Origin of the sequence: Pseudomonas sp. NPDC098740 (assembly GCF_044760065.1) — a bacterium.
Lineage (GTDB): Bacteria > Pseudomonadota > Gammaproteobacteria > Pseudomonadales > Pseudomonadaceae > Aquipseudomonas > Aquipseudomonas rossensis.
This window is the reverse complement of sequence record NZ_JBIWAM010000009.1, coordinates 1-22,417: the sequence shown is the minus strand read 5'-3', so window position 1 is coordinate 22,417 and position 22,417 is coordinate 1. Positions and strand designations below refer to the sequence as shown.

The 22,417-nt window shown below is 59.6% G+C and carries 24 protein-coding genes; 12 read left to right on the top strand and 12 right to left on the bottom strand.

What is annotated here, in order from left to right; translation table 11 throughout:
* Window positions 1–24: 24 nt before the first annotated feature.
* Together ACIQU2_RS13355 and ACIQU2_RS13350 are read right to left on the bottom strand one after the other, a co-directional pair.
* Entirely contained in the window at window positions 25–255 is a 231-nt protein-coding gene (locus tag ACIQU2_RS13355; protein WP_403141323.1) for a hypothetical protein, read from the bottom strand.
* A 92-nt stretch (window positions 256–347) separates the two neighbouring features.
* Window positions 348–1,061, bottom strand: coding sequence for a FadR/GntR family transcriptional regulator (locus tag ACIQU2_RS13350; protein WP_347806413.1), 714 nt, complete (start codon window positions 1,059–1,061; stop codon window positions 348–350).
* A 281-nt stretch (window positions 1,062–1,342) separates the two neighbouring features.
* Here ACIQU2_RS13350 and ACIQU2_RS13345 point away from each other — a divergent pair, with 281 nt between their 5' ends.
* Complete coding sequence (locus tag ACIQU2_RS13345) at window positions 1,343–2,689, top strand: MFS transporter (RefSeq protein WP_403141319.1); 1,347 nt, start codon at window positions 1,343–1,345, stop codon at window positions 2,687–2,689.
* A gap of 37 nt (window positions 2,690–2,726) precedes the next feature.
* Window positions 2,727–4,070 carry a glucarate dehydratase gene (gene gudD / locus ACIQU2_RS13340; protein WP_403141316.1) on the top strand — a complete coding sequence of 448 codons (1,344 nt, stop codon included), beginning with the start codon at window positions 2,727–2,729 and terminating at the stop codon, window positions 4,068–4,070.
* Window positions 4,071–4,136: 66 nt separating this feature from the next.
* Here the strand turns inward: gudD and ACIQU2_RS13335 are convergent, their stop codons facing one another.
* Complete coding sequence (locus ACIQU2_RS13335) at window positions 4,137–5,057, bottom strand: LysR family transcriptional regulator (RefSeq protein WP_403141313.1); 921 nt, start codon at window positions 5,055–5,057, stop codon at window positions 4,137–4,139.
* A 142-nt stretch (window positions 5,058–5,199) separates the two neighbouring features.
* Between ACIQU2_RS13335 and ampC the strand changes: the two genes are divergently transcribed.
* Window positions 5,200–6,360, top strand: coding sequence for a class C beta-lactamase (ampC, locus tag ACIQU2_RS13330; protein ID WP_403141309.1), 1,161 nt, complete (start codon window positions 5,200–5,202; stop codon window positions 6,358–6,360).
* A 123-nt stretch (window positions 6,361–6,483) separates the two neighbouring features.
* Here the strand turns inward: ampC and ACIQU2_RS13325 are convergent, their stop codons facing one another.
* Together ACIQU2_RS13325 and ACIQU2_RS13320 are read right to left on the bottom strand one after the other, a co-directional pair.
* Window positions 6,484–6,852 (bottom strand): DUF6124 family protein, encoded by a 369-nt coding sequence (locus ACIQU2_RS13325; protein ID WP_347805710.1) that lies wholly within the window; start codon window positions 6,850–6,852, stop codon window positions 6,484–6,486.
* Between the two features lie 316 nt (window positions 6,853–7,168).
* Window positions 7,169–7,717: a DUF4174 domain-containing protein gene (locus ACIQU2_RS13320; protein ID WP_347805709.1), complete on the bottom strand. Its 549-nt coding sequence runs from the start codon at window positions 7,715–7,717 to the stop codon at window positions 7,169–7,171.
* A gap of 180 nt (window positions 7,718–7,897) precedes the next feature.
* Here ACIQU2_RS13320 and ACIQU2_RS13315 point away from each other — a divergent pair, with 180 nt between their 5' ends.
* Window positions 7,898–8,266, top strand: a complete 369-nt coding sequence (locus tag ACIQU2_RS13315) for a VOC family protein (RefSeq protein WP_347805708.1) — start codon at window positions 7,898–7,900, stop codon at window positions 8,264–8,266.
* 107 nt (window positions 8,267–8,373) lie between these two features.
* On the opposite strand, the gene ACIQU2_RS13310 is transcribed toward ACIQU2_RS13315, so the two are convergent.
* Window positions 8,374–9,159 carry a sulfite exporter TauE/SafE family protein gene (locus ACIQU2_RS13310; protein ID WP_347805707.1) on the bottom strand — a complete coding sequence of 262 codons (786 nt, stop codon included), beginning with the start codon at window positions 9,157–9,159 and terminating at the stop codon, window positions 8,374–8,376.
* A gap of 102 nt (window positions 9,160–9,261) precedes the next feature.
* Window positions 9,262–10,011: a hypothetical protein gene (locus tag ACIQU2_RS13305; protein ID WP_347805706.1), complete on the bottom strand. Its 750-nt coding sequence runs from the start codon at window positions 10,009–10,011 to the stop codon at window positions 9,262–9,264.
* Window positions 10,012–10,215: 204 nt separating this feature from the next.
* Here ACIQU2_RS13305 and ACIQU2_RS13300 point away from each other — a divergent pair, with 204 nt between their 5' ends.
* On the top strand, window positions 10,216–11,037 hold the full coding sequence (locus tag ACIQU2_RS13300; RefSeq protein ID WP_403141303.1) for an aldo/keto reductase: 822 nt from the start codon (window positions 10,216–10,218) through the stop codon (window positions 11,035–11,037).
* A gap of 29 nt (window positions 11,038–11,066) precedes the next feature.
* Window positions 11,067–11,537 (top strand): DUF1810 domain-containing protein, encoded by a 471-nt coding sequence (locus tag ACIQU2_RS13295; RefSeq protein ID WP_403141299.1) that lies wholly within the window; start codon window positions 11,067–11,069, stop codon window positions 11,535–11,537.
* On the opposite strand, the gene ACIQU2_RS13290 is transcribed toward ACIQU2_RS13295, so the two are convergent.
* Window positions 11,502–13,862, bottom strand: a complete 2,361-nt coding sequence (locus ACIQU2_RS13290; protein ID WP_403141295.1) for a DNA polymerase II — start codon at window positions 13,860–13,862, stop codon at window positions 11,502–11,504. The two genes, ACIQU2_RS13295 and ACIQU2_RS13290, sit on opposite strands and share 36 nt — an antisense overlap.
* Window positions 13,863–14,214: 352 nt before the next feature.
* On the opposite strand from ACIQU2_RS13290, the gene ACIQU2_RS13285 reads away from it, so the two are divergent.
* Window positions 14,215–14,655, top strand: coding sequence for a CBS domain-containing protein (locus ACIQU2_RS13285; protein ID WP_134423562.1), 441 nt, complete (start codon window positions 14,215–14,217; stop codon window positions 14,653–14,655).
* A gap of 1 nt (window position 14,656) precedes the next feature.
* Here ACIQU2_RS13285 and ACIQU2_RS13280 read toward each other — a convergent pair whose 3' ends face one another.
* The gene (locus tag ACIQU2_RS13280; protein ID WP_403141291.1) at window positions 14,657–15,280 is read right to left on the bottom strand and encodes a glutathione S-transferase; all 624 of its coding nucleotides are present in this window, start codon (window positions 15,278–15,280) and stop codon (window positions 14,657–14,659) included.
* A gap of 159 nt (window positions 15,281–15,439) precedes the next feature.
* On the opposite strand from ACIQU2_RS13280, the gene ACIQU2_RS13275 reads away from it, so the two are divergent.
* From ACIQU2_RS13275 to ACIQU2_RS13265, 3 genes are all read left to right on the top strand, one after another.
* On the top strand, window positions 15,440–15,961 hold the full coding sequence (locus tag ACIQU2_RS13275; protein WP_403141288.1) for a DUF3455 domain-containing protein: 522 nt from the start codon (window positions 15,440–15,442) through the stop codon (window positions 15,959–15,961).
* Window positions 15,962–16,059: 98 nt separating this feature from the next.
* Entirely contained in the window at window positions 16,060–16,581 is a 522-nt protein-coding gene (locus ACIQU2_RS13270; protein ID WP_403141285.1) for a sigma-70 family RNA polymerase sigma factor, read from the top strand.
* Complete coding sequence (locus tag ACIQU2_RS13265; RefSeq protein ID WP_403141283.1) at window positions 16,578–17,294, top strand: anti-sigma factor domain-containing protein; 717 nt, start codon at window positions 16,578–16,580, stop codon at window positions 17,292–17,294. Before ACIQU2_RS13270 ends, ACIQU2_RS13265 begins: the two co-directional genes overlap by 4 nt.
* Here the strand turns inward: ACIQU2_RS13265 and ACIQU2_RS13260 are convergent.
* A complete protein-coding gene (locus ACIQU2_RS13260) occupies window positions 17,287–17,649 on the bottom strand; it encodes a hypothetical protein (RefSeq protein ID WP_403141280.1) in 363 nt (120 codons plus the stop codon). The two genes, ACIQU2_RS13265 and ACIQU2_RS13260, sit on opposite strands and share 8 nt — an antisense overlap.
* A 225-nt stretch (window positions 17,650–17,874) precedes the next feature.
* On the opposite strand from ACIQU2_RS13260, the gene ACIQU2_RS13255 reads away from it, so the two are divergent.
* Window positions 17,875–18,276 carry a hypothetical protein gene (locus ACIQU2_RS13255; protein WP_403141277.1) on the top strand — a complete coding sequence of 134 codons (402 nt, stop codon included), beginning with the start codon at window positions 17,875–17,877 and terminating at the stop codon, window positions 18,274–18,276.
* 79 nt (window positions 18,277–18,355) lie between these two features.
* Here the strand turns inward: ACIQU2_RS13255 and ACIQU2_RS13250 are convergent, their stop codons facing one another.
* On the bottom strand, window positions 18,356–19,450 hold the full coding sequence (locus ACIQU2_RS13250) for a DUF1615 domain-containing protein (RefSeq protein ID WP_403141274.1): 1,095 nt from the start codon (window positions 19,448–19,450) through the stop codon (window positions 18,356–18,358).
* 182 nt (window positions 19,451–19,632) lie between these two features.
* Here ACIQU2_RS13250 and ACIQU2_RS13245 point away from each other — a divergent pair, with 182 nt between their 5' ends.
* Complete coding sequence (locus tag ACIQU2_RS13245; RefSeq protein ID WP_403141270.1) at window positions 19,633–21,171, top strand: FAD-dependent oxidoreductase; 1,539 nt, start codon at window positions 19,633–19,635, stop codon at window positions 21,169–21,171.
* A 41-nt stretch (window positions 21,172–21,212) separates the two neighbouring features.
* Here the strand turns inward: ACIQU2_RS13245 and hemB are convergent, their stop codons facing one another.
* Window positions 21,213–22,187, bottom strand: coding sequence for a porphobilinogen synthase (gene hemB, locus ACIQU2_RS13240; RefSeq protein WP_403141269.1), 975 nt, complete (start codon window positions 22,185–22,187; stop codon window positions 21,213–21,215).
* Window positions 22,188–22,417 lie beyond the last annotated feature (230 nt).

The window sequence follows — 22,417 nt, the reverse complement described above, 5'->3', positions numbered from 1 at the left end:
TTAGGCGCACTGGCCGGGTTGTTTTTATCGCCTGTCATCGGACAGCGGTGTTGGCTCATCTGCCGGAGGCACGTCCTCGGCCGCATCAGGATCCATCCAGTCTTCAGGTCGATCTGCGTCAGCCTCGGCCGGGTCCCACGAAGGGTCCATGCCGGGTGGCGCGTCGTGATCAATGGTCGGCTCGTCGGTGCCGGGCATAGGTCGGGTTGGGTCGGTATTGGGTGTTCCACCCTGGAACATCGAATCGTTAGCCATGACGCACCTCACTGATGAGGTCCAGCAAATCTGGGCCGTACTCGTTGGAAGCAGGGCCGCGGATGAGGTGCTATCGAGTAGACAAACGGTGGTCAGCGATCTGCCGAAAACCGGTCGCGGCTATTGGTCAGGTGCAGCCACATGGCCGCCCGCGCCGCATCCGGATCCTGGCGTTTGATGGCGTTGAGAATCGCCTCGTGCTCAAGGTTGGCCAGGTGCCCGAGCTTGCTCAAGTCCACTGCGCCGCGCTCGGCGGCATTGACGCGGGTGCGCGGGATCATGGCGCTGCCCAGGTGCTGCATGATTTCGGTGAAGCACACGTTGCCGGTGGCTTCGGCTATCAGCAAGTGGAAGCGCTTGTCGGCTTCGACGCAGCTGTCGTTGTTGGCCAGCAGGCTTTGATAGTCGTCCAGCGCTTCGCGCATCTGCGCCAATTGATGATCCGTGCGACGGGTTGCAGCGAGTGCGGCGGCCTGGGTTTCCAGGCCCATGCGCAACTCCAGAATGCTGCGCACCCCCAGCGCGGTATCGACGTTCAACCGCAGCCCCTGCTCCAGTGCTCGTTCAATAACAAAGGTGCCAATGCCGTGGCGGGTTTCCACGAGGCCTGACGCCTGCAACTTCGAGATCGCCTCGCGCACCACCGTGCGACTGACCCCGTGCTCCTGAACAATCGTGTTCTCGGACGGCAGCTTGTCCCCGGGCAGCATCTGACCGAGCAAGATGCTCTGGGTCAGTTTGGCGACCAGGTCATGGGCCAGGTTGTGGGTGCGCTTGCGGGCAGGCGCGTCGAGGTCTTCTTGCATGGCGATCATCCGGAAGCAGGGCTACCGGAATCGTAGCACTGCGCTGGACGGGAATCTCAGGAAAACGTCGAGCAACTTGTATGACAACACTCAACAACCGGGCATACAAGACCGTCACGAACGTCATGCATTACTGCAAAACGAATAACAAACCCTTCATCAAGCGCCATTTTGTTGGGCAACCACTCTTGCGGGATAAAAAAACGTAGTTGTATGATGTCTATCAACATCGCAACACCCAGCCACACCCCGCATAAAAATAATCAGTGGGAGATAACGCAGTGAATACATCCATATCCGGGATGAACGATGGCGCCGATTCGGTCCTGAAATCCGCCATCTCGAAAGTGAAACGCCATGTACTGCCGCTGTTCGTGATCATGTTCATCGTCAACTACATCGACCGCGTGAACATCGGCTTCGTCCGCGCCCACATGGAACATGACCTGGGCATTGGCGCTGCCGCCTACGGCCTTGGCGCCGGGCTGTTCTTCATCGGTTACGCGCTGTTCGAAGTCCCTTCCAACATCCTCCTGCAAAAAGTCGGCGCGCGAATCTGGCTGACCCGCATCATGCTGACCTGGGGCCTGGTCGCCGCTTGCATGGCCTTCATCCAGAACGAAACCCACTTCTACATCCTGCGATTTCTGCTGGGCGTGGCCGAAGCCGGGTTCTTTCCCGGGGTGATTTATTACTTCACTCGCTGGTTGCCTGGCGTTGAACGCGGCAAGGCGATTGCCATCTTCCTCAGCGGTTCGGCGATTGCTTCGCTGATCTCCGGCCCGTTGTCCGGGTTGCTCCTGCAAATCAGCGGCTTCGGGATGCACGGCTGGCAGTGGATGTACTTCATCGAAGGGATGTTTTCGGTCGGGCTGTGCGTGTTCGTCTGGTTCTGGCTGGACTCCAAACCCCACGACGCCAAATGGCTGAGCCGCGCCGAACAAGACGCGCTGGTCAAGGCCATCGACGACGAACAACTGGCCCGCGAAGCCGCGACGCCGATCAAACCGTCGTTGGGCAAGCTGCTCAAGGATCGCCAGATCATCCTGTTCTGCCTGATCTACTTCTTCATCCAATTGACCATCTACGCCGCGACCTTCTGGCTGCCGAGCATCATCAAAAAGATGGGCGACCTGAGCGATGTTCAAGTCGGGCTGTTCAACTCGATTCCGTGGTTGCTGTCGATCGTCGGCATGTACGCCTTCGCTTCGCTGTCGGCCAAATGGAAACACCAGCAAGCCTGGGTCGCCGCGGCCCTGCTGATCGCAGCAGCCGGGATGTTCATGTCCACCACCGGTGGGCCGATCTTCGCCTTCGTCGCCATCTGCTTTGCTGCGCTGGGTTTCAAATCGGCGTCGTCGCTGTTCTGGCCGATTCCTCAGGCCTATCTGGACGCACGGATCGCGGCAGGCGTAATCGCGCTGATCAACTCGGTGGGCAACCTCGGCGGCTTTGTCGCGCCGACCACGTTCGGCCTGCTGGAAGAACGCACCGGCTCGATTCAGGGCGGGCTGTACGGCCTGGCCGCGACCTCGATCATTGCCGCGATCATCGTCTTCGCCGCACGCAATAAACCGAAACCCGCACCTGCTGTTGCTCTGGGCAAACCAGCGCCTAACCACGCCTGAACACTCATGCAAGAGCACTGCTTTGAAGGACATAAAAATGAACGCACAAGAAACCGCAAAAGCCCCGATCATCACCAGCATGCAGGTTGTTCCGGTGGCCGGCCACGATGGCATGTTGCTCAATTTGAGCGGCGCCCACGGGCCGTTTTTCACCCGCAACATCGTGATCCTCAAAGACAACGCCGGTCACACCGGCGTCGGTGAAGTACCGGGCGGCGAGCGCATTCGCCAGACCCTCGAAGACGCTCGCTCATTAGTGGTCGGCAGTCCGATCGGCACGTATCAGAAGATCCTCAATCAAGTGCGCCAGACCTTCGCCGATCGCGATGCTGGTGGTCGCGGGTTACAGACGTTCGATTTGCGCATCACCATCCACGCCGTCACCGGCCTTGAAGCTGCGCTGCTTGATCTCCTGGGTCAGCACCTCGACGTGCCGGTCGCCGCCCTGCTCGGCGAAGGCCAGCAGCGTGATGAAGTGAAGATGCTGGGTTATCTGTTCTATGTCGGTGATCGCAACGAAACCGACCTGGCCTACCGCAGCGAACCGGACGCCGACAACGACTGGTTCCGCGTGCGTCACGAAAAAGCCATGACCGCCGACGCCGTGGTGCGCCTGGCCGAAGCCGCCCACGCCCGCTACGGTTTCAAGGACTTCAAACTCAAGGGCGGCGTGCTCAGTGGCGATGAAGAAATCGAAGCCGTCACCGCCCTGGCCGAACGCTTCCCCGATGCGCGCATCACCCTCGATCCGAATGGCGCGTGGTCACTCAAGGAAGCCATTCGCCTGTGCCGGGATCAGCATCACGTCCTGGCTTACGCCGAAGACCCGTGCGGTGCGGAAAACGGTTATTCGGGCCGTGAAGTCATGGCTGAGTTCCGTCGCGCCACGGGCTTGAAAACCGCCACCAACATGATCGCCACCGACTGGCGGGAAATGGGCCACGCGATCCAGTTGCAATCAGTGGACATTCCGCTGGCTGACCCGCACTTCTGGACGATGCAGGGCTCGGTCCGTGTGGCGCAGATGTGCCATGAGTGGGGCCTGACCTGGGGTTCGCATTCCAATAACCACTTTGATATTTCCTTGGCGATGTTCACCCACGTCGCGGCCGCCGCACCGGGTGAAATCACCGCCATCGACACCCACTGGATCTGGCAGGACGGTCAGCGCCTGACCAAAGCGCCGCTGCAAATCGTTGGCGGCTGTGTGCAAGTGCCGAAGAAGGCTGGGCTGGGCGTCGAATTGGACATGGATCAGTTGGCCAAGGCTCATGAGCTGTATAAAGGCATGGGACTGGGCGCCCGGGATGACAGCGTGGCGATGCAGTTTCTGAGTCCGGGCTGGAAGTTCGATAACAAGCGGCCGTGTCTGGTGCGCTAACGCTATTGGGATATCGCAATCCCTGTGGGAGCGAGCCCGCTCGCGAAGACGTCGGCACATCCACCATCAATGTGACGAATAGACCGCTTTCGCGAGCAAGCTCGCTCCCACAGGTTCTTGCGCTGCTTGCAGCAACCATTGCTTGAACGCCGCCATCGCCGACGTTTCGGGGCGGGACTGTAAACGGGTCAGCCAGTAACTGCCGGTGGTGATCCCGATAGCGAACGGTTGCTCGATTGCTCCCGCTGCCAGTTGCCGGGCGAACATCAGCGGCGGCGCCAATGCCACCCCCGCCCCTTGCAGCGCCGCCTCCATCATCGCCAGCGACGAGTCGAAGACGATGCTTCGAGGCGGCGCTGTGCGGGTCGAGAGGCCCGTGGCCTGAAACCATTCGGGCCACTCGTCCGCGCGATAGGAACGCAACAGCGTTTGCTGCAACAGGTCTGTCGGTGTTTTCAATTGCCGGGCAATCTCGGGAACGCACAACACCGACAGCGGCGCCTCGACCAACCGCACCGCTTCAATGCCATGCCACGCCCCTGCGCCAAAACGAATGGCGAAATCCAGCCCTTCAGCCGCCACATCCACTCGATTGTTGTTGGTCGACAGACGCAAATCTATGAATGGATGTTTCGTCTGGAAGTCCGTCAACCGTGGCAACAACCAGCCCACCGCGAAGGTCCCCACCGCGCCGACCGTCAATACCTCACGAAAATGTCCGCCCTCGAATCGCCCAAGGGTTTGCGCGATACGGTCGAAAGACTCGCGCAACACCGGTAGCAAGATTTCGCCCTCGCTGGTCAACATCAGCCCGCGGGGCAAGCGCTTGAACAGGGCCACGCCAAGTTGAGACTCAAGGCTTTTGACCTGATGACTCACTGCCGCCTGCGTGACGCACAACTCCACCGCCGCCCGGGTGAAACTCAAATGACGGGCAGAGGCCTCGAAGGCGCGCAATGCATTGAGCGGTAATTGAGGACGGATCATATCGACTCCCAAATTTTTCTAATGGCTCGTCCGAAATATGCTCGGTTGTCGAAACTCGGCAGACTGCATAGATTTTGCTCGCCCCTCAGCGGCCAGGTTTGCAAAGCCGCTCGGAGTGTAGCGGTTAACACCCTTGAAACTCATGGAAAGTGAATCAATCATGCATAACAAGCTCGCGTCCTGCAGCGCTTTCGCACTTATCCTCAGCGCCGGTCATTGCGTTGCTGATGACCGCATCGAAGCCATCGTGACGGCCGCCATCGAACCGGTGATCCAGCAACAGCAGATCCCCGGTGTCGCGGTAGCCATCACCGTCAATGGCCAACCGCATTACTTTAACTACGGCGTGGCCTCGAAGGAAAACGGCAAAGCTGTCACCGAAGACACCCTGTTCGAGATCGGTTCGGTGAGCAAAACCTTCACCGCCACCCTCGCCGCCTACGCTCAGGCCACCGGCAAACTGTCCCTGTCGGACAAGGCCAGCAGCGTGCTGCCGGAGCTGCGTGGCAGCGCGTTCGATAACATCAGCGTGCTGCAACTGGGCACCTACAGCGCCGGCGGGCTACCGCTGCAATTCCCCGGCGATGCCGATGCACCGGACAAGATGCTCGGGTATTTCAAGCAGTGGAAACCGACCTATGCGGCGGGCACCCATCGGCAGTATTCGAACCCGAGCCTGGGGTTGTTCGGTTACCTCGCCGCCCAAAGCATGGGCGCGCCGTTTGATGACGTGATGGAAAAAACCCTGCTGCCGAAACTCGGACTAAAGCACACCTACCTCAAGGTGCCGCAGGCTCAGATGGGGCTTTATGCTCAGGGTTACAACAAGGATGGCAAGCCTGTACGGGTTGGGCCGGGGGCACTGGATTCGGAGGCGTATGGCGTGAAAACCAGTGCTGCGGATTTGATTCGGTATGTTGAAGCGAACATGAAACCGACTCTCCTTGAAGATCCGATGCAGCGGGCAATCGCCGCGACGCATACCGGTTACTACAAGGTGGGCGAGATGACTCAGGGGCTGGGTTGGGAGTTCTACCACTATCCGGTCACCCTCGACAGATTGCTGGCGGGTAACTCGACGCAGATGGCGACGCAAGCTCACGAAGTCCAGTGGCTGACCCCGCCGCAACCTCAACCAGAAAACGTATTGATCAACAAAACCGGCTCAACAAGCGGCTTCGGTGCCTACGTCGCGTATGTGCCGTCGAAAGACATCGGCATAGTGATCCTGGCCAACAAAAACTACCCGAACCCTGAGCGGATCAAGATTGCTCATACGATATTGAGCGCACTGGCGAAGTAGCCAAGAGCAACTAGATCTCCCTGTAGCAGCAGCCTCGCAGGCTCGGCAGCTGCTACAGGTCTTTGGCGGGTAAACAAAATGGGCGACCCCTTTGAGGTCGCCCATTGTCGTTACTGCGTCAGCTCAATGCCGAGTCGGCGGCTGAGCGTCAGGTGCATCGCCTCTCGGATCAAGATTTTCCCGTGCCTGATTCACCAACAACCCGGTGACCGCCGCCAATTGCTGAATCGACAGCAGCACCTTGCGGTTCGAGCCTTCCAGTTTCCCGGCAAAATTCGCAATCAGGACATTCAGGGAGGCAAGGTTTTCGCAGGCTTGATTTAGCAGGGTTAGTGTGTCGACACCAGGAGCAACAGTGAAAATCTGCTGGGTCGTGTCGGTACGCCTGGGACTTCGGGTGACTGCGCCTTTTGCGGTTTCACACAGCTTCGCGGGATCGAGATGATCGGCGTCGGTCAGGGTTTGCGGTTGATGCTTGCTGAACTTTTTCACAGACGAGGCTCCTTTTTGTGCCATTGGTGTTTTCGTCCCTGGATCCCTCAGTGTCGCGGACTCCCACGTCCGACCGCGATTTTGCGGTGGCTGACGAAGGCTAGCGGTGCTCTCTGACAGAAACCAGTTCATAAAGACCGACAGGACTTGCAGGAAACTTCCGAGACCAATAGAAACCAGTACATCTCACCCCGAAACGCCCGTTTTTTTTGTAGCAGCTGCCGAGCAAACAAAATGGGCGACCTCTTGAGGTCGCCCATTTTTCATTGTTGTAGCAGCTGGCGCAGGCTGCGCCAGCTGCTACAAAAGTCTGCGTTTAATCATCCGGCATTTCAGGCGGCTTGGCAGGCTTCGCCGGTTTGCCCGGTTTTGCGCCTTTGGCGCCGTTGGCCGGTGCGGCTTCAGTGACCGGCGGCGGTGTCGGCACCGTGGCTTCTTGCTCTGTCGCCGGCAATTGGTCGACGGCGGCGAAAATCTCCTTCAGCTCGATCGCTCCCGATTGTTCAAGTTTCTTTTCCCCGTCCTTGCCCACCAGGATGACTTTGCTCTTCGCGCCGGCACCCAACTTGAGCGAGCGGATCAATGCCGCCGTGTCTTGTGGTCCCAGGTCTTTGCCCTCGCGCTGGCCCATCAAATTGAGCACGGTGTACAGGACCATGTTTCGCTCGGTGAACCCTTTGCGATTGGCCGGCTCATCCAGCGACTTTTTCAGGCTGACCCACGTGGGATCGACCGTACTTGGAGCGATGACAATCAACGGCCGGGACCTGCCCTTGTCCATATCCAGCGGTGAGCCGTCATCGGCAGCGAACAAGGGGCCGGCGAAAGCCAGCAGGGTAGTCAGGGTCAATGACCTGATGAGCATGCGCATCTCCTTTTGATATCCACGCTCTAATGATTGCGCATCGCGGCGTTCGTTCCGGGTGACGCACCGCAATTGTGTCTCGCCTTGCCCCAAGCTTAGGTCAGGGCGGTCATTGCGCAACAGGCTGAGCTAATCTCATAGCTCAACAACCAAGCCCTGATCCGCCGTGAGGACCTGTGCATGAGCGCTCAGTTGAACCACACCATCGTCTGGTGTCGCGACAAGCAGACATCAGCCAACTATCTGGCAGACATCCTCGGTCTGCCCTGCCCCGAACCCTTCGGCCCGATGCTGATCGTCAAGTTCGACAACGATGTGTCGCTGGACTTCTACGACAATGACCCGCCGATTGCCTCCCAGCACTACGCGTTTTTGATCGGTGACGACGATTTCGATGCGGCCTTCGCCCGCCTGCAAGCCCGACAGCAACCCTGGTGGGCCGACCCCGGCAAACAACGACCAAACGAGATCAACGATTACGGCGGTGGCCGGCGAGTTTACTTCGATGACCCGGACGGGCATCTGCTGGAAATTCTGACCCGGCCCTAAGCCGCGCTCGCCAGCACCTCGCGGTGCTTGAGCCAACCTTTGTGGCGGTGCGCGGCTCACTGAGAATCAGCAGCAGGCTTTTGGGTTTGTTTCTGGAACGGGCGGAATCAGAACGCCAGTTTGTACCCGATCAGCACCAGCATCGTGGCCAGGCAAGGTCGCAGCACTTCATCGGAGATGCGGCCCGTCAGGTGGCTGCCCAGGTAAATCCCCGGCAGCGAACCGACCAGCAAATAACCCAGCACGTGCCAATCCATGTTGCCCATGCTTGCATGGCCGAGGCCGGCAACCAGGGTCAGCGGTACGGCGTGCGCGATTTCCGTGCCCACCAGACGGCGGGTAGGCAGCAGCGGATAGAGAATGAACAACGCGACGGTGCCCAGGGCGCCAGCACCGATGGAGGTCAGGGCAACCATGGTGCCGAGGACCAAGCCGGTGATCACGGTCAGCACATTCAAGCGATTGCCGCTGGGGTTGTAATGACCGCCCGCGCGTTTGTGGGCGAAATCGAGCAGGCGTTTCTTGAAAAAAATCGCCAGCGCCGTGGCAAACAGGACAAAACCCAAGGCCTGTTTGATGACCGCGTTCATCGCCTCGGGCGACGTTTGCAAGGTGCTCAGAAACCACAGCGTCAGCGCCACCGCCGGCACACTGCCGAGGGTCAACCAACCGGTAATCGCCCAGTCGATGTTCTTGTTCTTTCTATGAACCAGCACGCCACTGGACTTGGTAATCGCCGCGTACAGCAAATCCGTCCCCACTGCGGTGGCCGGATTGACGCCGAACCACAACAGAATGGGAGTCATCAACGAACCGCCACCGACCCCAGTCATCCCGACAATAAAGCCGACCACCAGACCTGCCACGACTAAACCGAAATTACCGAATTCCATTAACACGCCCACAAAAAACGCATGAAAAATCTGGCCCGCAGCATAGCGATTTTTCTTATAACCACTTATATCGATGCGATCTATCTTTATGCACTTCCTTGCTTATTGCACCGGCAAGAAATTCAAAAACAGTAAACTCTGCGCATAATTCAAGCCGATCCGTCGGTAGCGCTCGTCCAGCATCTGCGTCAGCAGGTCCAGCCGCGCGATGATCTTGCCGAACTCCACGGCAAAACTCAGGTTGCTGCCCTCCTCCGAAATTTCGTTGGAGAACAGCAACGGCTCGCCGTTCTTGCTTTGCCGCTGGCTGAGTATCCAGGTGGCTTTCTCGATGTTGCGGACAGCGTTGCTGACGAACGTCGGATTGATCGCATCCGTCATGTAGAACTCGAGCCGATTGCCGTGGGCGGTGACGAGCATGCTGCCGATGGCATAGATGAAGGCACCGACCCGGTCGCCGAGAAATTCCGGGCTCATGGCGTAACTCAGCGCTGCCAGGTCTTTTTTGCCCCCCAGGGTCGGCAGCGGCTGTTGCTGTTCGATGGCCATGCGCACTTGCTTGCCAGCGGTGCGGGCGTCGAGGAAACCGGATTTTTTCAGCTCGTCCGGGTTGCGCAGGTAAAGCTTGCTCATCAGCAGGTAGAGGCTGTCGAGGTTGTCACGCATCGCCAGGGTCGCCATGCGGTCGACGCTGGTCTGGAGGAATTCCTGGGGTTGGCCTTCGCGAAACTGGCTGACGATGTCGCTGCCCTGCTGCTGACTGCACCCGGAGGCGGCGAGCATCGACAAGCAGGCCAACAGCAGGCAACGGCGGCGGATTGGTGTGGCGGTGAGGGGTAAAACTCGAGCCATGGGTTATTGAACTTGGGCATGGGCCGGCGGTGGGGATTCGCCGCAGGCTGGCCAAGGATAGAGCCGTGAATCCTTAAAAAGTGCAGTGCCGACGGTCCGTAAGCGTTGGCAACCCGGGACACCTCCTTTCTGGGGCTCGACGGAACCACCGGGCTATTCTGCTGCCCATTGAAGTATCGATTGAAATTCAGAAAGGAGGTTTGAATGCGGACCCTCGAACTGGCCGGCGTCCACGTACCGGTCATCGGCCAAGGCACCTGGCGCATGGGAGAAGATCGTTCCCGGCAGACCCAGGAAGTGGCTGCATTGCGCTTGGGCATCGAATTGGGCATGACCCTCATCGACACCGCTGAAATGTACGGCGAGGGCGGCGCTGAGGCAGTGGTCGGTGAAGCCATCGCCGGCAGACGTGACGAAGTGTTTCTGGTCAGCAAGGTTTACCCGCACAACGCCAGCAGCAAAGGCATCCCCCAGGCGTGCGAACGCAGTCTGCGGAGGCTGAATACCGATTACATCGATCTCTACCTGCTGCACTGGCGCGGCCAGTACCCCCTCGAAGAAACGGTCGAAGCCTTCGAACGCCTGCGCGAAGAAGGCAGGATAGGTCGCTGGGGAGTCTCCAATTTTGATGTCGACGACCTAGAGGAACTCGCCTCACCGGCCTGTGCCACCAATCAGGTGCTCTACAACCTGGAAGAACGCGGCATCGAGTTTGATCTGTTGCCCTGGAGCCACCAGCATCAAATGCCGGTCATGGCCTACTGTCCGATCAGCCAGGGTGGGCCTATGCTCAACCATACAACGCTCAAACAAATAGCCGCCCGTCACCGTGTGACGCCGGCCCAGGTAGCGCTGGCATGGATGCTGCGTAACGAAGGCGTGATCGCCATCCCCAAAGCGGTCCGCCCCGAGCACGTGCAGCTCAACGCGCAAGCGGCGCAATTGCAATTGGAGACTGGGGATCTGGAGGCGCTGGACCAGGCGTTTCGCGCGCCACAACGCAAACAGCGGTTGGCCATGGTCTGAGCCATCGCAGTCTGTCAGAGGGCTTCGGCATGAGAAGCACTGATCAGGACGATTCCTTTAATCTGCAACGCTTTATCCAGGCACAGGACCCGGTGTTCAAACGGGTCCAGGCCGAGCTGAACGCCGGCCACAAGCGCAGTCACTGGATGTGGTTCATCTTTCCGCAATTCGCAGGGTTGGGCGGCAGCGAGATGTCCCGCCACTTTGCCATTCGTTCCAAAGAGGAAGCTGCGGCGTACCTCAATCATCCACTGCTGGGCTCACGGTTGCGCACCTGCACGCAAATGGTGCTGAACATCGAAAACAGCTCGATTGCCGGCATATTCGGCCATCCCGACGATCTCAAGTTTCACTCTTCCATGACGCTGTTCGCCCAGGTAGCCGGCGCTAACAGCGACTTTCATCGAGCACTTGACCAGTATTTCCACGGCATCCTGGATGACTGGACGTTGTTGCTGCTGGACTCAAAACAGGCCCAACTGCCCACCAATCAAGGTTGAAAAGTCGTCGTCCACGAAGGGCAGGATGGCGTCCGCCACCGGTTGCAGTTGCCGGGTGACGTAGTGGTCGTAGTCGATGGGCGCGCTGCGGATCTCCAGCGGTTCGGGCCCGGCGACGGTGATCACGTAACTGATCCAGCCACCGTTCTGGTATTGCCGCGGACGGCCCTGCTGGTCGTTGTAATCATCGGCAATCCGCGCGGCCCGCACGTGAGGCGGCACGTTGCGCTGATAGTCATCGAGGGTGCGGCGCAGGCGCTTGCGGTAGATCAAGCGATCGTCGAACTCCCCCGCCAACGTCTTGCGCACGTAGTCGCGCACATAATCCTGATAGGGTTTGCGATTGAAGATGCGCAGGTACAACTCCTGCTGGAATTGCCGGGCCAGCGGCGACCAGTCGGTACGCACGGTTTCCAGGCCTTTGTAGACCATTTCGTCAGTGCCATCGGCGCGGGTCACAAGCCCGGCATAGCGCTTCTTGCTGCCCTCCTCGGCGCCGCGAATGGTCGGCATCAGAAAGCGCTTGTAGTGGGTTTCGAACTGCAACTCCAACGCACTTTCCAGACCGTATTGCTGCTGCACATGCTCGCGCCACCACTGGTTGACGTGATCCACCAGCGCGCGGCCAATCTGTGCGGCTTCTTGTTGACCATGTGCACGGCGCAGCCAGACGAAGGTCGAGTCGGTGTCGCCGTAAATCACTGTGTGGCCCTGGGCTTCGATCAGCTGTCGCGTACGCAGCATGATCTCGTGACCGCGCAGCGTGATGGACGACGCCAGGCGTGTGTCGAAGAAACGGCAACCGCTGGAACCGAGCACGCCGTAAAAGGCGTTCATGATGATTTTCAGGGCCTGGGACAACGGCGCATTGTGTTCGCGCTTGGCGGTTTCGCGCCCTTCGGCGACCCGGGCGACAATGGCGGGCAGGCAATGCCGGGTTCTGGAAAAACGCGCGCCGCGAAAGCCTGGCACCGACTCGCTGTCATCGGGATGTTTGAGCCCCTCGATCAAGCCCACCGGGTCGATGAGGAAGGTTCGGATGATCGATGGATAGAGGCTTTTGTAGTCGAGCACCAGCACCGATTCGTACAGGCCCGGTTGCGAGTCCATGACAAACCCGCCGGGGCTGGCCTGAGCAGGCTTGTTGCCAAGGTTCGGCGCGACGAAGCCCTGGCGGTGCATCAGCGGCATGTAAAGGTGGGTGAACGCCGCCACCGAGCCGCCACTGCGATCCGCCGGCAACCCGGTGACGCTGGCCCGTTCCAGCAGAAAGGTCAGCAGTTCGGTCTTGGCGAAAATCCGCGTCACCAGCTCGCAGTCCTTGAGGTTGTACTTGGCCAGGGCCGGTTTGTCCTCGGCGAACATGCGGTTGATTTCGTCCATGCGCTGGTACGGATTGTCGATCGACTTGCCCTCGCCAAGCAGGGTTTGCGCGACGTTTTCCAGGCTGAACGAGGGGAAACTCCAGGTCGCTGAGCGCAGGGATTCGATGCCGTCGATGATCAGCCGGCCGGCGGCCGAGGCGAAGTAATGGTTGCGGCTACCGTGTTCACGCCACTGCATTTCTTCGCCGCCACGCCCCAGTCTCAGCGGCACCGCCAGGCGCCGGGCGTGTTCGTGGAGCACGCGCAGGTCGAATTGCACGACGTTCCAGCCGATGATCGCGTCGGGGTCATGGCGGGCGAACCATTCGTTGAGTTTTTTCAGTAGCAGGGTTCGGGAATCGCAGTATTCGAGCTGAAAATCCACCTCGCTGTCGTTGCCATTGGGCGGGCCGAGCATGTAGACCTGGCGCTCGCCGCAGCCTTCCAGGGCGATGGAGTACAGTTCGCCCTGAGCGGTGGTTTCGATGTCCAGGGAGACCAGCCTGAGGCTCGGGCGATAGTCGGGGTCGGGTTTCATCTGCGCATCGAGCAGCAGGCCCTCGGCGTTCGGCGTGCCACTGAACCGGACCGGCGCGGTGATGAAACGCTCCATCATGTAGCGTTCCGGCGGGCGCACATCGGCTTCGAACAGGTCGACGCCGGCCTTGCGCAGCGCGGTTTCCAGGCGTATCAACTGACCGTGCTGCTGGCAATACAGACCGAGTACCGGGCGGTGCTCGAAATCCAGCAACGCCAACGGCCGCAGCTCGACGTTCTTTTCGCCGCGCAGCAGCGCTTCGGCCTGCTCGCGCTGGGCTGCGGGGATGAACGCCACCGACGGTTGATGAGGCAGGCGGATCCGCTGGGGACCGGTGTCGGTCGCCAGCCAGAACTCGACTTCCGTACCGGCCGGGGTATCGCGCCAATGCCGGGTCAGGACGAAGCCCCGCTGTAAATCCACCACTGCAACCTCACATTTGATTCAGGTCGCAATTCTACTCGTCATCGAAGGCGATAGCCCGTCTGGCTCCAACGTCTCGGACAGACCTAGAACCTGTGGGAGCGAGCTTGCTCGCGATAGCGGTGTGACAGGCAATAGAGATGTCGAATGCTATGGCCTCATCGCGAGCAAGCTCGCTCCCACAGGGTTTGATGGAGCCCATGGATGAGTGAATAACTATGGAATACTCCAGGTTTTCGGAAGAAAAACCGCTGAATGACGTTTTTTGCGCGTTATCTGCCGTTTTCTGCCTTGCCCTCAGCGCCTGCGTCTACGATTCTTCAAGGACAACGACAACACCTGAGAAACTGCCATGAAAACCGTCGCCCAACTGCTGAAGTTAAAGGCTGAACAGAATCATGAAGTCCACACCATTGCACCGCATCAAATGGTGCTGGAAGCGCTGATGGTCATGGCCGCCAAAAACGTCGGCGCTTTGCCGGTCCTGAAGAATGGCGAGGTCGTGGGCATCATCAGCGAGCGTGACTATGCGCGCAAACTCGTGCTCAAGGGCCGCTCCTCCGTCGGTACGCCGGTCGAAGACATCATGGTGTCGCCGGTGATCACAGTGGACACCCATCAAACCGTCGAAACCTGCATGGGCATCATGTCCGACAAGCGCCTGCGCCACTTGCCGGTGGTGGAAAACGGCACATTGATCGGTTTGCTGTCGATCGGCGACCTGGTTAAGGAAGCCATCGCCGAACAGGCTGAGCTGATTCGCCAGTTGGAGCAGTACATTCGCGGCGAATAGTTCAATCCGGCCAATGCCGCGCGAAGACCGGTGCCAATGTCGGGTGCCGGTCGATGCGCGTAAGCCACGCGAAAAACCCGGGTCGGGCACTGCGTAAATACTCCCGGCTGCCCGCCCATCTGGAAACCACCGTCGCCAGCACATCCAAGGCTCCCGGCGTCTCGTCGCCCAGATACAAATCGCCCGAAAACTGATCGGCAAACACCTCCCAACTCCTGTGCAGTCGCGCGCGAGCGCCGGCCATGAGGTTTTGCCTGGACGATTCATCCGCCTCGGCCAACCAGCGCTCGGGGTAATCGATGATGCCAATCGCCGAATAGCAATTGCTGACGATGTACACCAGGCCGCGAATGGCCTGATCCCGCGCGGCGGTGTTTTTCGGCAACAGGTTTGATTTGGGGAACGTGAGCCCCAGGTGAATCAGAATCGCCGCGCTCTCGGTGAGAACGCTGCCATCGGGCAACTGCAGTGTCGGGATCTGCTTGAGCGGATTGAGTTTCTCCAGCGCGTGGGTCGCCTCGGGAGAGGTTTCAACGTCGATGAAGCGGTAAGGGATATCGCAAAGCTCCAGTGCCGCTTCTATCGCGGCAGCGCCGGAGTTCTGGTGTCCGTAGAGCTGGTACATAAGCACCCCCCTTTTACGATTGTCTCTTTGTAGCAGCTGACTCTGACCATGCTGGAAAATTTCTTTTTATGCCACTGCATCCAAATCGCTTTCCGATGGGTAGTACCTGTAGCAGCCCTGATGCTGCCAAGCGGGTTACTCATTTAAGGAGAGACATTCATGAACGCCAAACAGCTGATTTGCCTTGCCGGATTGCTCGCAGCCCTCCCTGCGGCCTACGCCCAGACCGACCTGCCGGACAGCATCAAAGTCCCGGACGGACACAAGGTCACCCTGGAAACCACCGGAGTCGGCGAGATCACTTACGAATGCCGTGACAAGGCTAATGCCGCCGGCCAGACCGAGTGGTTCTTTGTCGGGCCTAAAGCGGTGCTCAATGATCGCAGTGGCAAACAGGTCGGCACCTACTTCGGGCCGCCTGCTACCTGGCAAGCGAAGGATGGTTCGAAAGTCACCGGTACCCAACTGGCTGTCGCGCCGTCGAGCCCGGGCAACCTGCCCTATCAATTGGTCAAGGCCAATCCGGCTGAAGGCAAAGGCGCGATGACGGGCGTCAGCTACATCCAGCGCGTAGCCCTCAAAGGTGGCGTGGCCCCGAGCGTTGAATGCTCGGCGGCCAATAAGGGCAAGCAAGAAGTGGTGAAGTACCAGGCGGATTATATTTTCTGGGCGGCCAACTGAAACCAGGTCCGCGGAAAATTGGTCTACGCTGCTCTGCATATGCCCCGGCGCTCTGGCCCGGGGCTACTGCCCATTCTTGACGGCTGAGCACAGTGTCCTTGTCCGAAACCTCTTTCGATTACGAAGCCCATCTCGCCGCCTGCGCCCGTGGTGAACGTCAGGCCCTGCGTGAGTTGTATGTACAGGAAAGTCCGCGCCTGCTAGGTGTTGCCAAACGCCTGGTGCGCGACACTGCGCTGGCAGAGGACATTGTCCACGATGCGTTCATCAAGATATGGAATGGCGCCGCGCGTTTCAATCCGGCGCGAGGGTCGGCGCGGGGCTGGATGTTCAGCCTGACGCGGCATCTGGCGCTGAATTTCATCCGAGACAATAGCCGAGAAATTCAAGGTGAAATCGACGTGCCGTACGACGTGGAAACATTCGATGCTCAGGCTCATTCCGGGCGCATTTATCATTGCCTGGAGCAACTGGAACCTGCACGGCGCACCTGCATTCTGCACGCCTATGTCGACGGTTATTCGCACGCTGAAATCTCACAAAAACTCGGTGCCCCACTGGGCACGGTCAAAGCCTGGATCAAGCGGAGCCTGACGGCATTGCGGGAGTGCATGGGATGACCAAACCTGCGAATGAAACTCCGGAAGAGCTCGACGAACTGGCCAGCGAATATGTGCTGGGTACGCTCTCGGCCGAACTTCGTACCGAGGTCCAACAACGCCTGCGCGACGAACCTGATTTACGGGCAGCCGTGGATGCCTGGGATCGCCGCTTGCTCGGCCTGACCGACCTGGCGGAAGCTCACACGCCGTCGCCACACCTTTGGCATCGCATCGAGCGCAGCGTCAACAACTTGAGTCAGCAACCTTCGCCAATCGCCGCTCGGTCTTCATCCTGGTGGAATCTGTTGCCTCTTTGGCGTGGGCTCGCCGGTGCGGGCCTGGCGGCCACGTTGCTGCTCGGCGCGTTGATGCTGACGCAAACCACCGTCAAGCCAACCTATCTGGTGGTGTTGGTCGGTCCTCAGGACAAGGCGCCGGGCTGGGTGGTTCAGGCCAGCAATTCGAGGGAAATCCAGCTTATCCCGCTGGGTGTCATAGAGGTTCCGGCCGACAAGGCACTGGAGTTCTGGACCAAGGCCGATGGCTGGCAAGGGCCGGTGTCACTGGGGTTGGTCAAGCCGGGGCAAACACTTTCCATCCCGCTGGGCAAACTGCCGTCACTGCAACCCAACCAGTTGTTCGAGCTGACCCTGGAAAACCCGAATGGCTCGCCGATCGGCAAGCCGACCGGGCCGATTCAATTCATCGGTCGAGCGGTGAAAGTCATCTGACCGCGATCAGCCGAACGCCGCGATAAACTCCATCGTCGTGACAATCGAGTGGGCATTCCCCGCCCCACGTACTGCCGCAAACACTTGCGCACCGCTGGCGCCTGGTTGGTAGGGGCTGGGGGGGGTTCCAGCGCGCCAGTTCGTCGGGCTCTGCGCGGTGATGCGGGACGTAGAAAATCTGCATGCCGGCCTTGCGAGCGGCCGCCACCACCGCTTTCAGGTTGGCCAGAGTACCCACGCTGTCAGCCACCGGTTTAGCGCGGCCGTGGAGTTTGCCGCCTTCGCTGAGGAAGTCGTTGCAAGGATCCACCAGCAGCAGGCCGGTGTGGGCAGGAACATAGGAACTGGCATTCATGATCGACTCCTCAGAGGCAAAGGCACCCGCCAGCTATCCAGTGTGGAAGCGCCGGTCGCCCCTACCGCGGTCACCCGACGACTGAACCATCACGCCTACGTGGGGGGTATCGTTCGTCCTATCATTGCCGTCGATGTTCACCATCACCTCAATGAAGTTCTCATAAAAAATCCGCGGCGCAACATCGGCTCCATACCCAACAACTACACCCCGGAGCACACCATCATGAAACGCCAAACTATCCTCAGCATCGCTTTCTCGGTTTTTGCAGTTAACGCTTTCGCCGCTACCTCTGCTCACCCGGTTGTCGCTGAAGGCGGCTCGGATCGTCTGATTGAAAGTCGTGTGGCCGAAGGTGGTTCCGACCGTCTGATCGAAAACCGCGTTGCTGAAGGTGGTTCGGATCGTCTGATCGAAAACCGCGTTGCGGAAGGTGGCTCGGATCGTCTGATCGAAAACCGCGTTGCTGAAGGTGGTTCCGACCGTCTGATCGAAAACCGCGTCGCTGAAGGTGGTTCGGATCGTCTGATCGAAAACCGCGTTGCCGAAGGTGGCTCCGATCGTCTGATCGAAAAACGCGTTGCTGAAGGTGGCTCGGATCGTTTGATCGAAAACCGCGCTGCATAAATGAATGGTTTACCGCAGTACTCAATGAAAAACCCGGCCTTATCAGCCGGGTTTTTTTACGCCTGTTTTTTGCGGTCGGTCACTTGCCGGCCCGCGCCATGCAACGCTGATAACGCTCATCGACCCGCTTGGCAAACCACGCCGTCGTGAGTTTGCGGGTGATTTTCGGGCTTTGCAGCACGATCCCCGGCAACACCGCACGCGGTAATGGCCGACCTTCCGCCTTTTCGGCCAGGGCGAAAACCCGTGCATATAGCTGGGTGTCCTCGAATTCGAAGTTTTTGCCCTCCTCCAATTGGTCCCGAATGGTCGGATTGCGCATACCCAGTTGCTTGCCGAGGGTACGCACCGCCAATTCCGTGGTGCCAGGCATGATCGAATCGTAGCGGACCAGGTCACCATCCAGCGCCAGCGGTATGCCCGAAGCGCGACTCACCGCGTTCTGAAACGCGGCATTGCGACTGGCGTACCAACCGGCATTGAAATCGGCAAAGCGATACAGCGGTTGTTTGTAGCTCACCGGATAACCGAGCAAGTGGGCGATACCGAAGTACAAGCCGCCGCGACGACTGAACACTTCATGACGGATCGAGCCGTCCACCGGGTACGGATACGCCTTCGCCTGTTGCTCGGCGAAATCGATGCTGACCTGCATCGGCCCACCGGTGTGCACCGGGTTGAAGCCACCGAACAGCGTCCGGCCCATGGGAACCATGCCGATGAAGTCATCGAAGATAGCGCTGAGTTCTTTTTCGCTGCGCGCCGCATTGAGTCGGTCGTTGTAGCTTTTTCCGTTGGATGAACTCACCTGCAGCGCACCGCTCACCAGCAGGCCGGGGATATGGACTTTGTCAGCACGGCGGTCGATCTCCTCGCGGGCGATTTTGCCCAGGCCCGGTACCGGTGGATCCACCTGAAAAGTCGACTCCTGCTCGGTGACCGCCAGTACCGAGCACAGGTTTTGGGTGGACGGATAAATGTTCTGGGCAGCAAATGCTGCGTAAATATCGGTAGCCCAGCCCTGGCGATCGGCGGTTTTGGCCGGCAGCAGACGCACGATCTCGGCCTTGACCTCGGCAGGCTTGCGCGCAGGTAGCTCTTGCGTGCGCTGAGTGCCGCAACCGGCCAGCACCAGCAGAGCGGCGACGCTCATCATCAATCGATTGGCTTGCATGTTGCTCCATCAAATCCGTTGAGCCGGGGTAACCATACGATCAATGGCATGGCGCAGGCTATGACTCTCGCCGCCCCCCACTGTTCCCCATAGCAGCGCGGGACCTTTTTCCGTTGGGCAGACAACCTGCCCGTCCATCTCGGCTGAACCATACTTGAGCCACACACCGAGGAGGACAGCTCATGAACCGTAGCGACGTACTGATCATCGGCGCCGGCCCGACCGGGCTGGTGTTGGCGCTGTGGCTGAGCAAACTTGGTGTGCAAGTGCGCATCATCGACAAGACGTCGGCACCCGGAACCACTTCGCGGGCGCTGGCTGTCCAGGCGCGGACGCTGGAGCTGTATCGCCAGCTCGACCTCAGCGATGCGGTGGTGCAGAACGGTCATCGAGTGGCCGCGGCGAACTTCTGGGTCAAGGGCGAACCCGTGGCGCGCTTGCCGCTGAGCCGCATCGGCGAAGGCCTGACACCCTATGCGTTCCTCGAAATCTTTCCTCAGGACGAACACGAACGGCTGCTGATAGACCGCCTCGAAACCTATGGCATCAAGGTCGAGCGCAACACGGCGCTGGAGAGTTTCATGGAAACCGGTGACGGCATCACCGCCTATCTGCGTTTGGCCGATGGTCAGGAGGAAACCTGCCAGGCTTGCTATCTGGCAGGTTGTGACGGTGCGCGGTCGATCGTGCGCAAGACCCTGGACACCGGATTTCCCGGCGGCACTTACCAGCAGATTTTCTACGTCGCCGACGTGCAGGCCAGCGGGCCGACGTTCAACGGCGAACTGCACGTGGATCTTGATGAAGCGGATTTTCTCGCGGTGTTTCCCTTGGCCGGTGAAGGCCGCGCCCGTCTGATCGGGACCGTACGCGACGAGCGCGCGGACCAGGTCGACACCCTGCAATTTGAAGACGTCAGCAGCCGGGCCATCGAGCATATGAAAGTAAAGATCGAGCAACTGAACTGGTTCTCGACCTACCGCGTGCATCATCGTGTGGCGGATCATTTTCGCACCGGGCGCGCGTTTCTGTTGGGTGACGCCGCCCACGTCCACAGCCCCGCCGGTGGACAGGGCATGAACACCGGCATTGGCGATGCCATCAACCTCGCCTGGAAACTCGCGGCAGTGTTGAGCGGCGGCGCTGAGGCCAAACTCCTCGACAGCTATGAAACCGAGCGCATCGCGTTTGCCCGTAAACTGGTCGCCACCACCGATCGGGTGTTCAGTTTTGTCACGGCCGAAGGGCGCATGGCCGATTTGCTGCGCACGCGTCTGGCGCCGTTCGTGATTCCGAAAATGGCATCGTTTGAGGCGTCCCGAGAACTCCTGTTTCGCACGGTGTCGCAGATCACCCTGAATTATCGCGGGATGCCGTTGAGCACGGGCGTTGCCGGTCATGTTCACGGTGGCGACCGCCTGCCTTGGGCTCACGATGGTGAGGGGGACAATTTCGAATCGCTGAAGTGTCCGACCTGGCAGGTGCATGTGTATGGCGACACCAGCAACGAAATGATCGCCTGGTGCCACGAACATCATTTGCCATTGCACGTATTTTACTGGCGGCCGGCGTTTGAAGCGGCTGGCCTGGGGCGTAACGGGTTTTACCTGTTGCGGCCGGATACGTACGTGGCGATTGCCGACAATTCTGCCGACCCCAAGATGATCGAGCGGTACTTCCAGGATCACGGGATCAGGCCGTTTTTTGGTTCTTCCCGATGATCGTTCCCACGCTCTGCGTGGTAACGATCCTGCTTAAACAGTTAGATCCCGGTCAGCGCCAGGTCCATCGCGAAGTAAGTGAAGATCAGATCCGCCCCCGCCCGCTTGATCGCGCCAAGGCTCTCACGCACCACGCGAGCCTCATCGATTGCCCCGGCCTGGGCGGCGAATTTGATCATCGCGTACTCGCCGCTCACCTGATACGCCGACAGCGGCAAACGCGAGGCTTCACGGATGTCGCGGATGATGTCCAGGTATGCGCCGGCCGGTTTGACCATTAGCGCGTCGGCGCCTTCCTGCTCGTCCATCAGTGATTCGCGCACGGCTTCGCGGCGGTTCATCGGGTTCATCTGATAGCTTTTGCGGTCGCCCTTGAGTGCGCTGCCGCCGGCTTCACGGAACGGACCGTAGAGCGCGGACGCGAATTTGGTCGAATAGGCCATGATCGCGGTCTGGTTGAAACCCGCTTCATCGAGCGCCCGGCGAATGGCCTGGACCTGCCCGTCCATGGCGGCCGACGGGGCGATCACATCGGCGCCGGCACGGGCCGCGGCCACCGCTTGTTTGCCGAGATTGATCAGGGTCTGGTCGTTGTCGACTTCATGGTTGTGCAGCACACCGCAATGGCCGTGGTCGGTGTACTCACAGAAGCAGGTGTCGGACATCACGATCATGTCCGGCACCGCATCCTTGGCGATGCGCGACATGCGCGACACCAAACCGTTGTCGCTCCAGGTGTCGCTGCCGTTGCCGTCCAAATGGTGCGACACGCCGAACGTCATCACCGACTTGATTCCGGCCCGGGCGTAGCGCTCGATTTCGCCAGCCAGTTTCGACTCCGGAATGCGCATCACGCCAGGCATGCTCTTGATCGGCACGAAATCATCGATTTCTTCCTCGACGAAAATCGGCAGCACCAGGTCGTTCAAGCTGAACTCGGTTTCCTGGAACAGGCTGCGCAGGCTCGCATTGCGGCGCAGACGGCGTGGACGTGCTTCGGGGAACTGACTGGACATGAGGGGTTCCTGAAAAACGGAGGACGAGACGAAAGTCGTAGGGGGCGAAGCTTATGCCCTGACCTTGCAGGGCACAAACCTCAGGTGAGGAAAAACCCTTACCGGTTCGGCAATAATCACCGCGATACAAGCCGTTGTAATTGGATGGACTCGCCCAAGCCGAGGCGTCAATGCGCCACGGTGGCAGTCTAATCAGCCAACGACAGCGAGGGCGAGTCCATGAAAAAGCA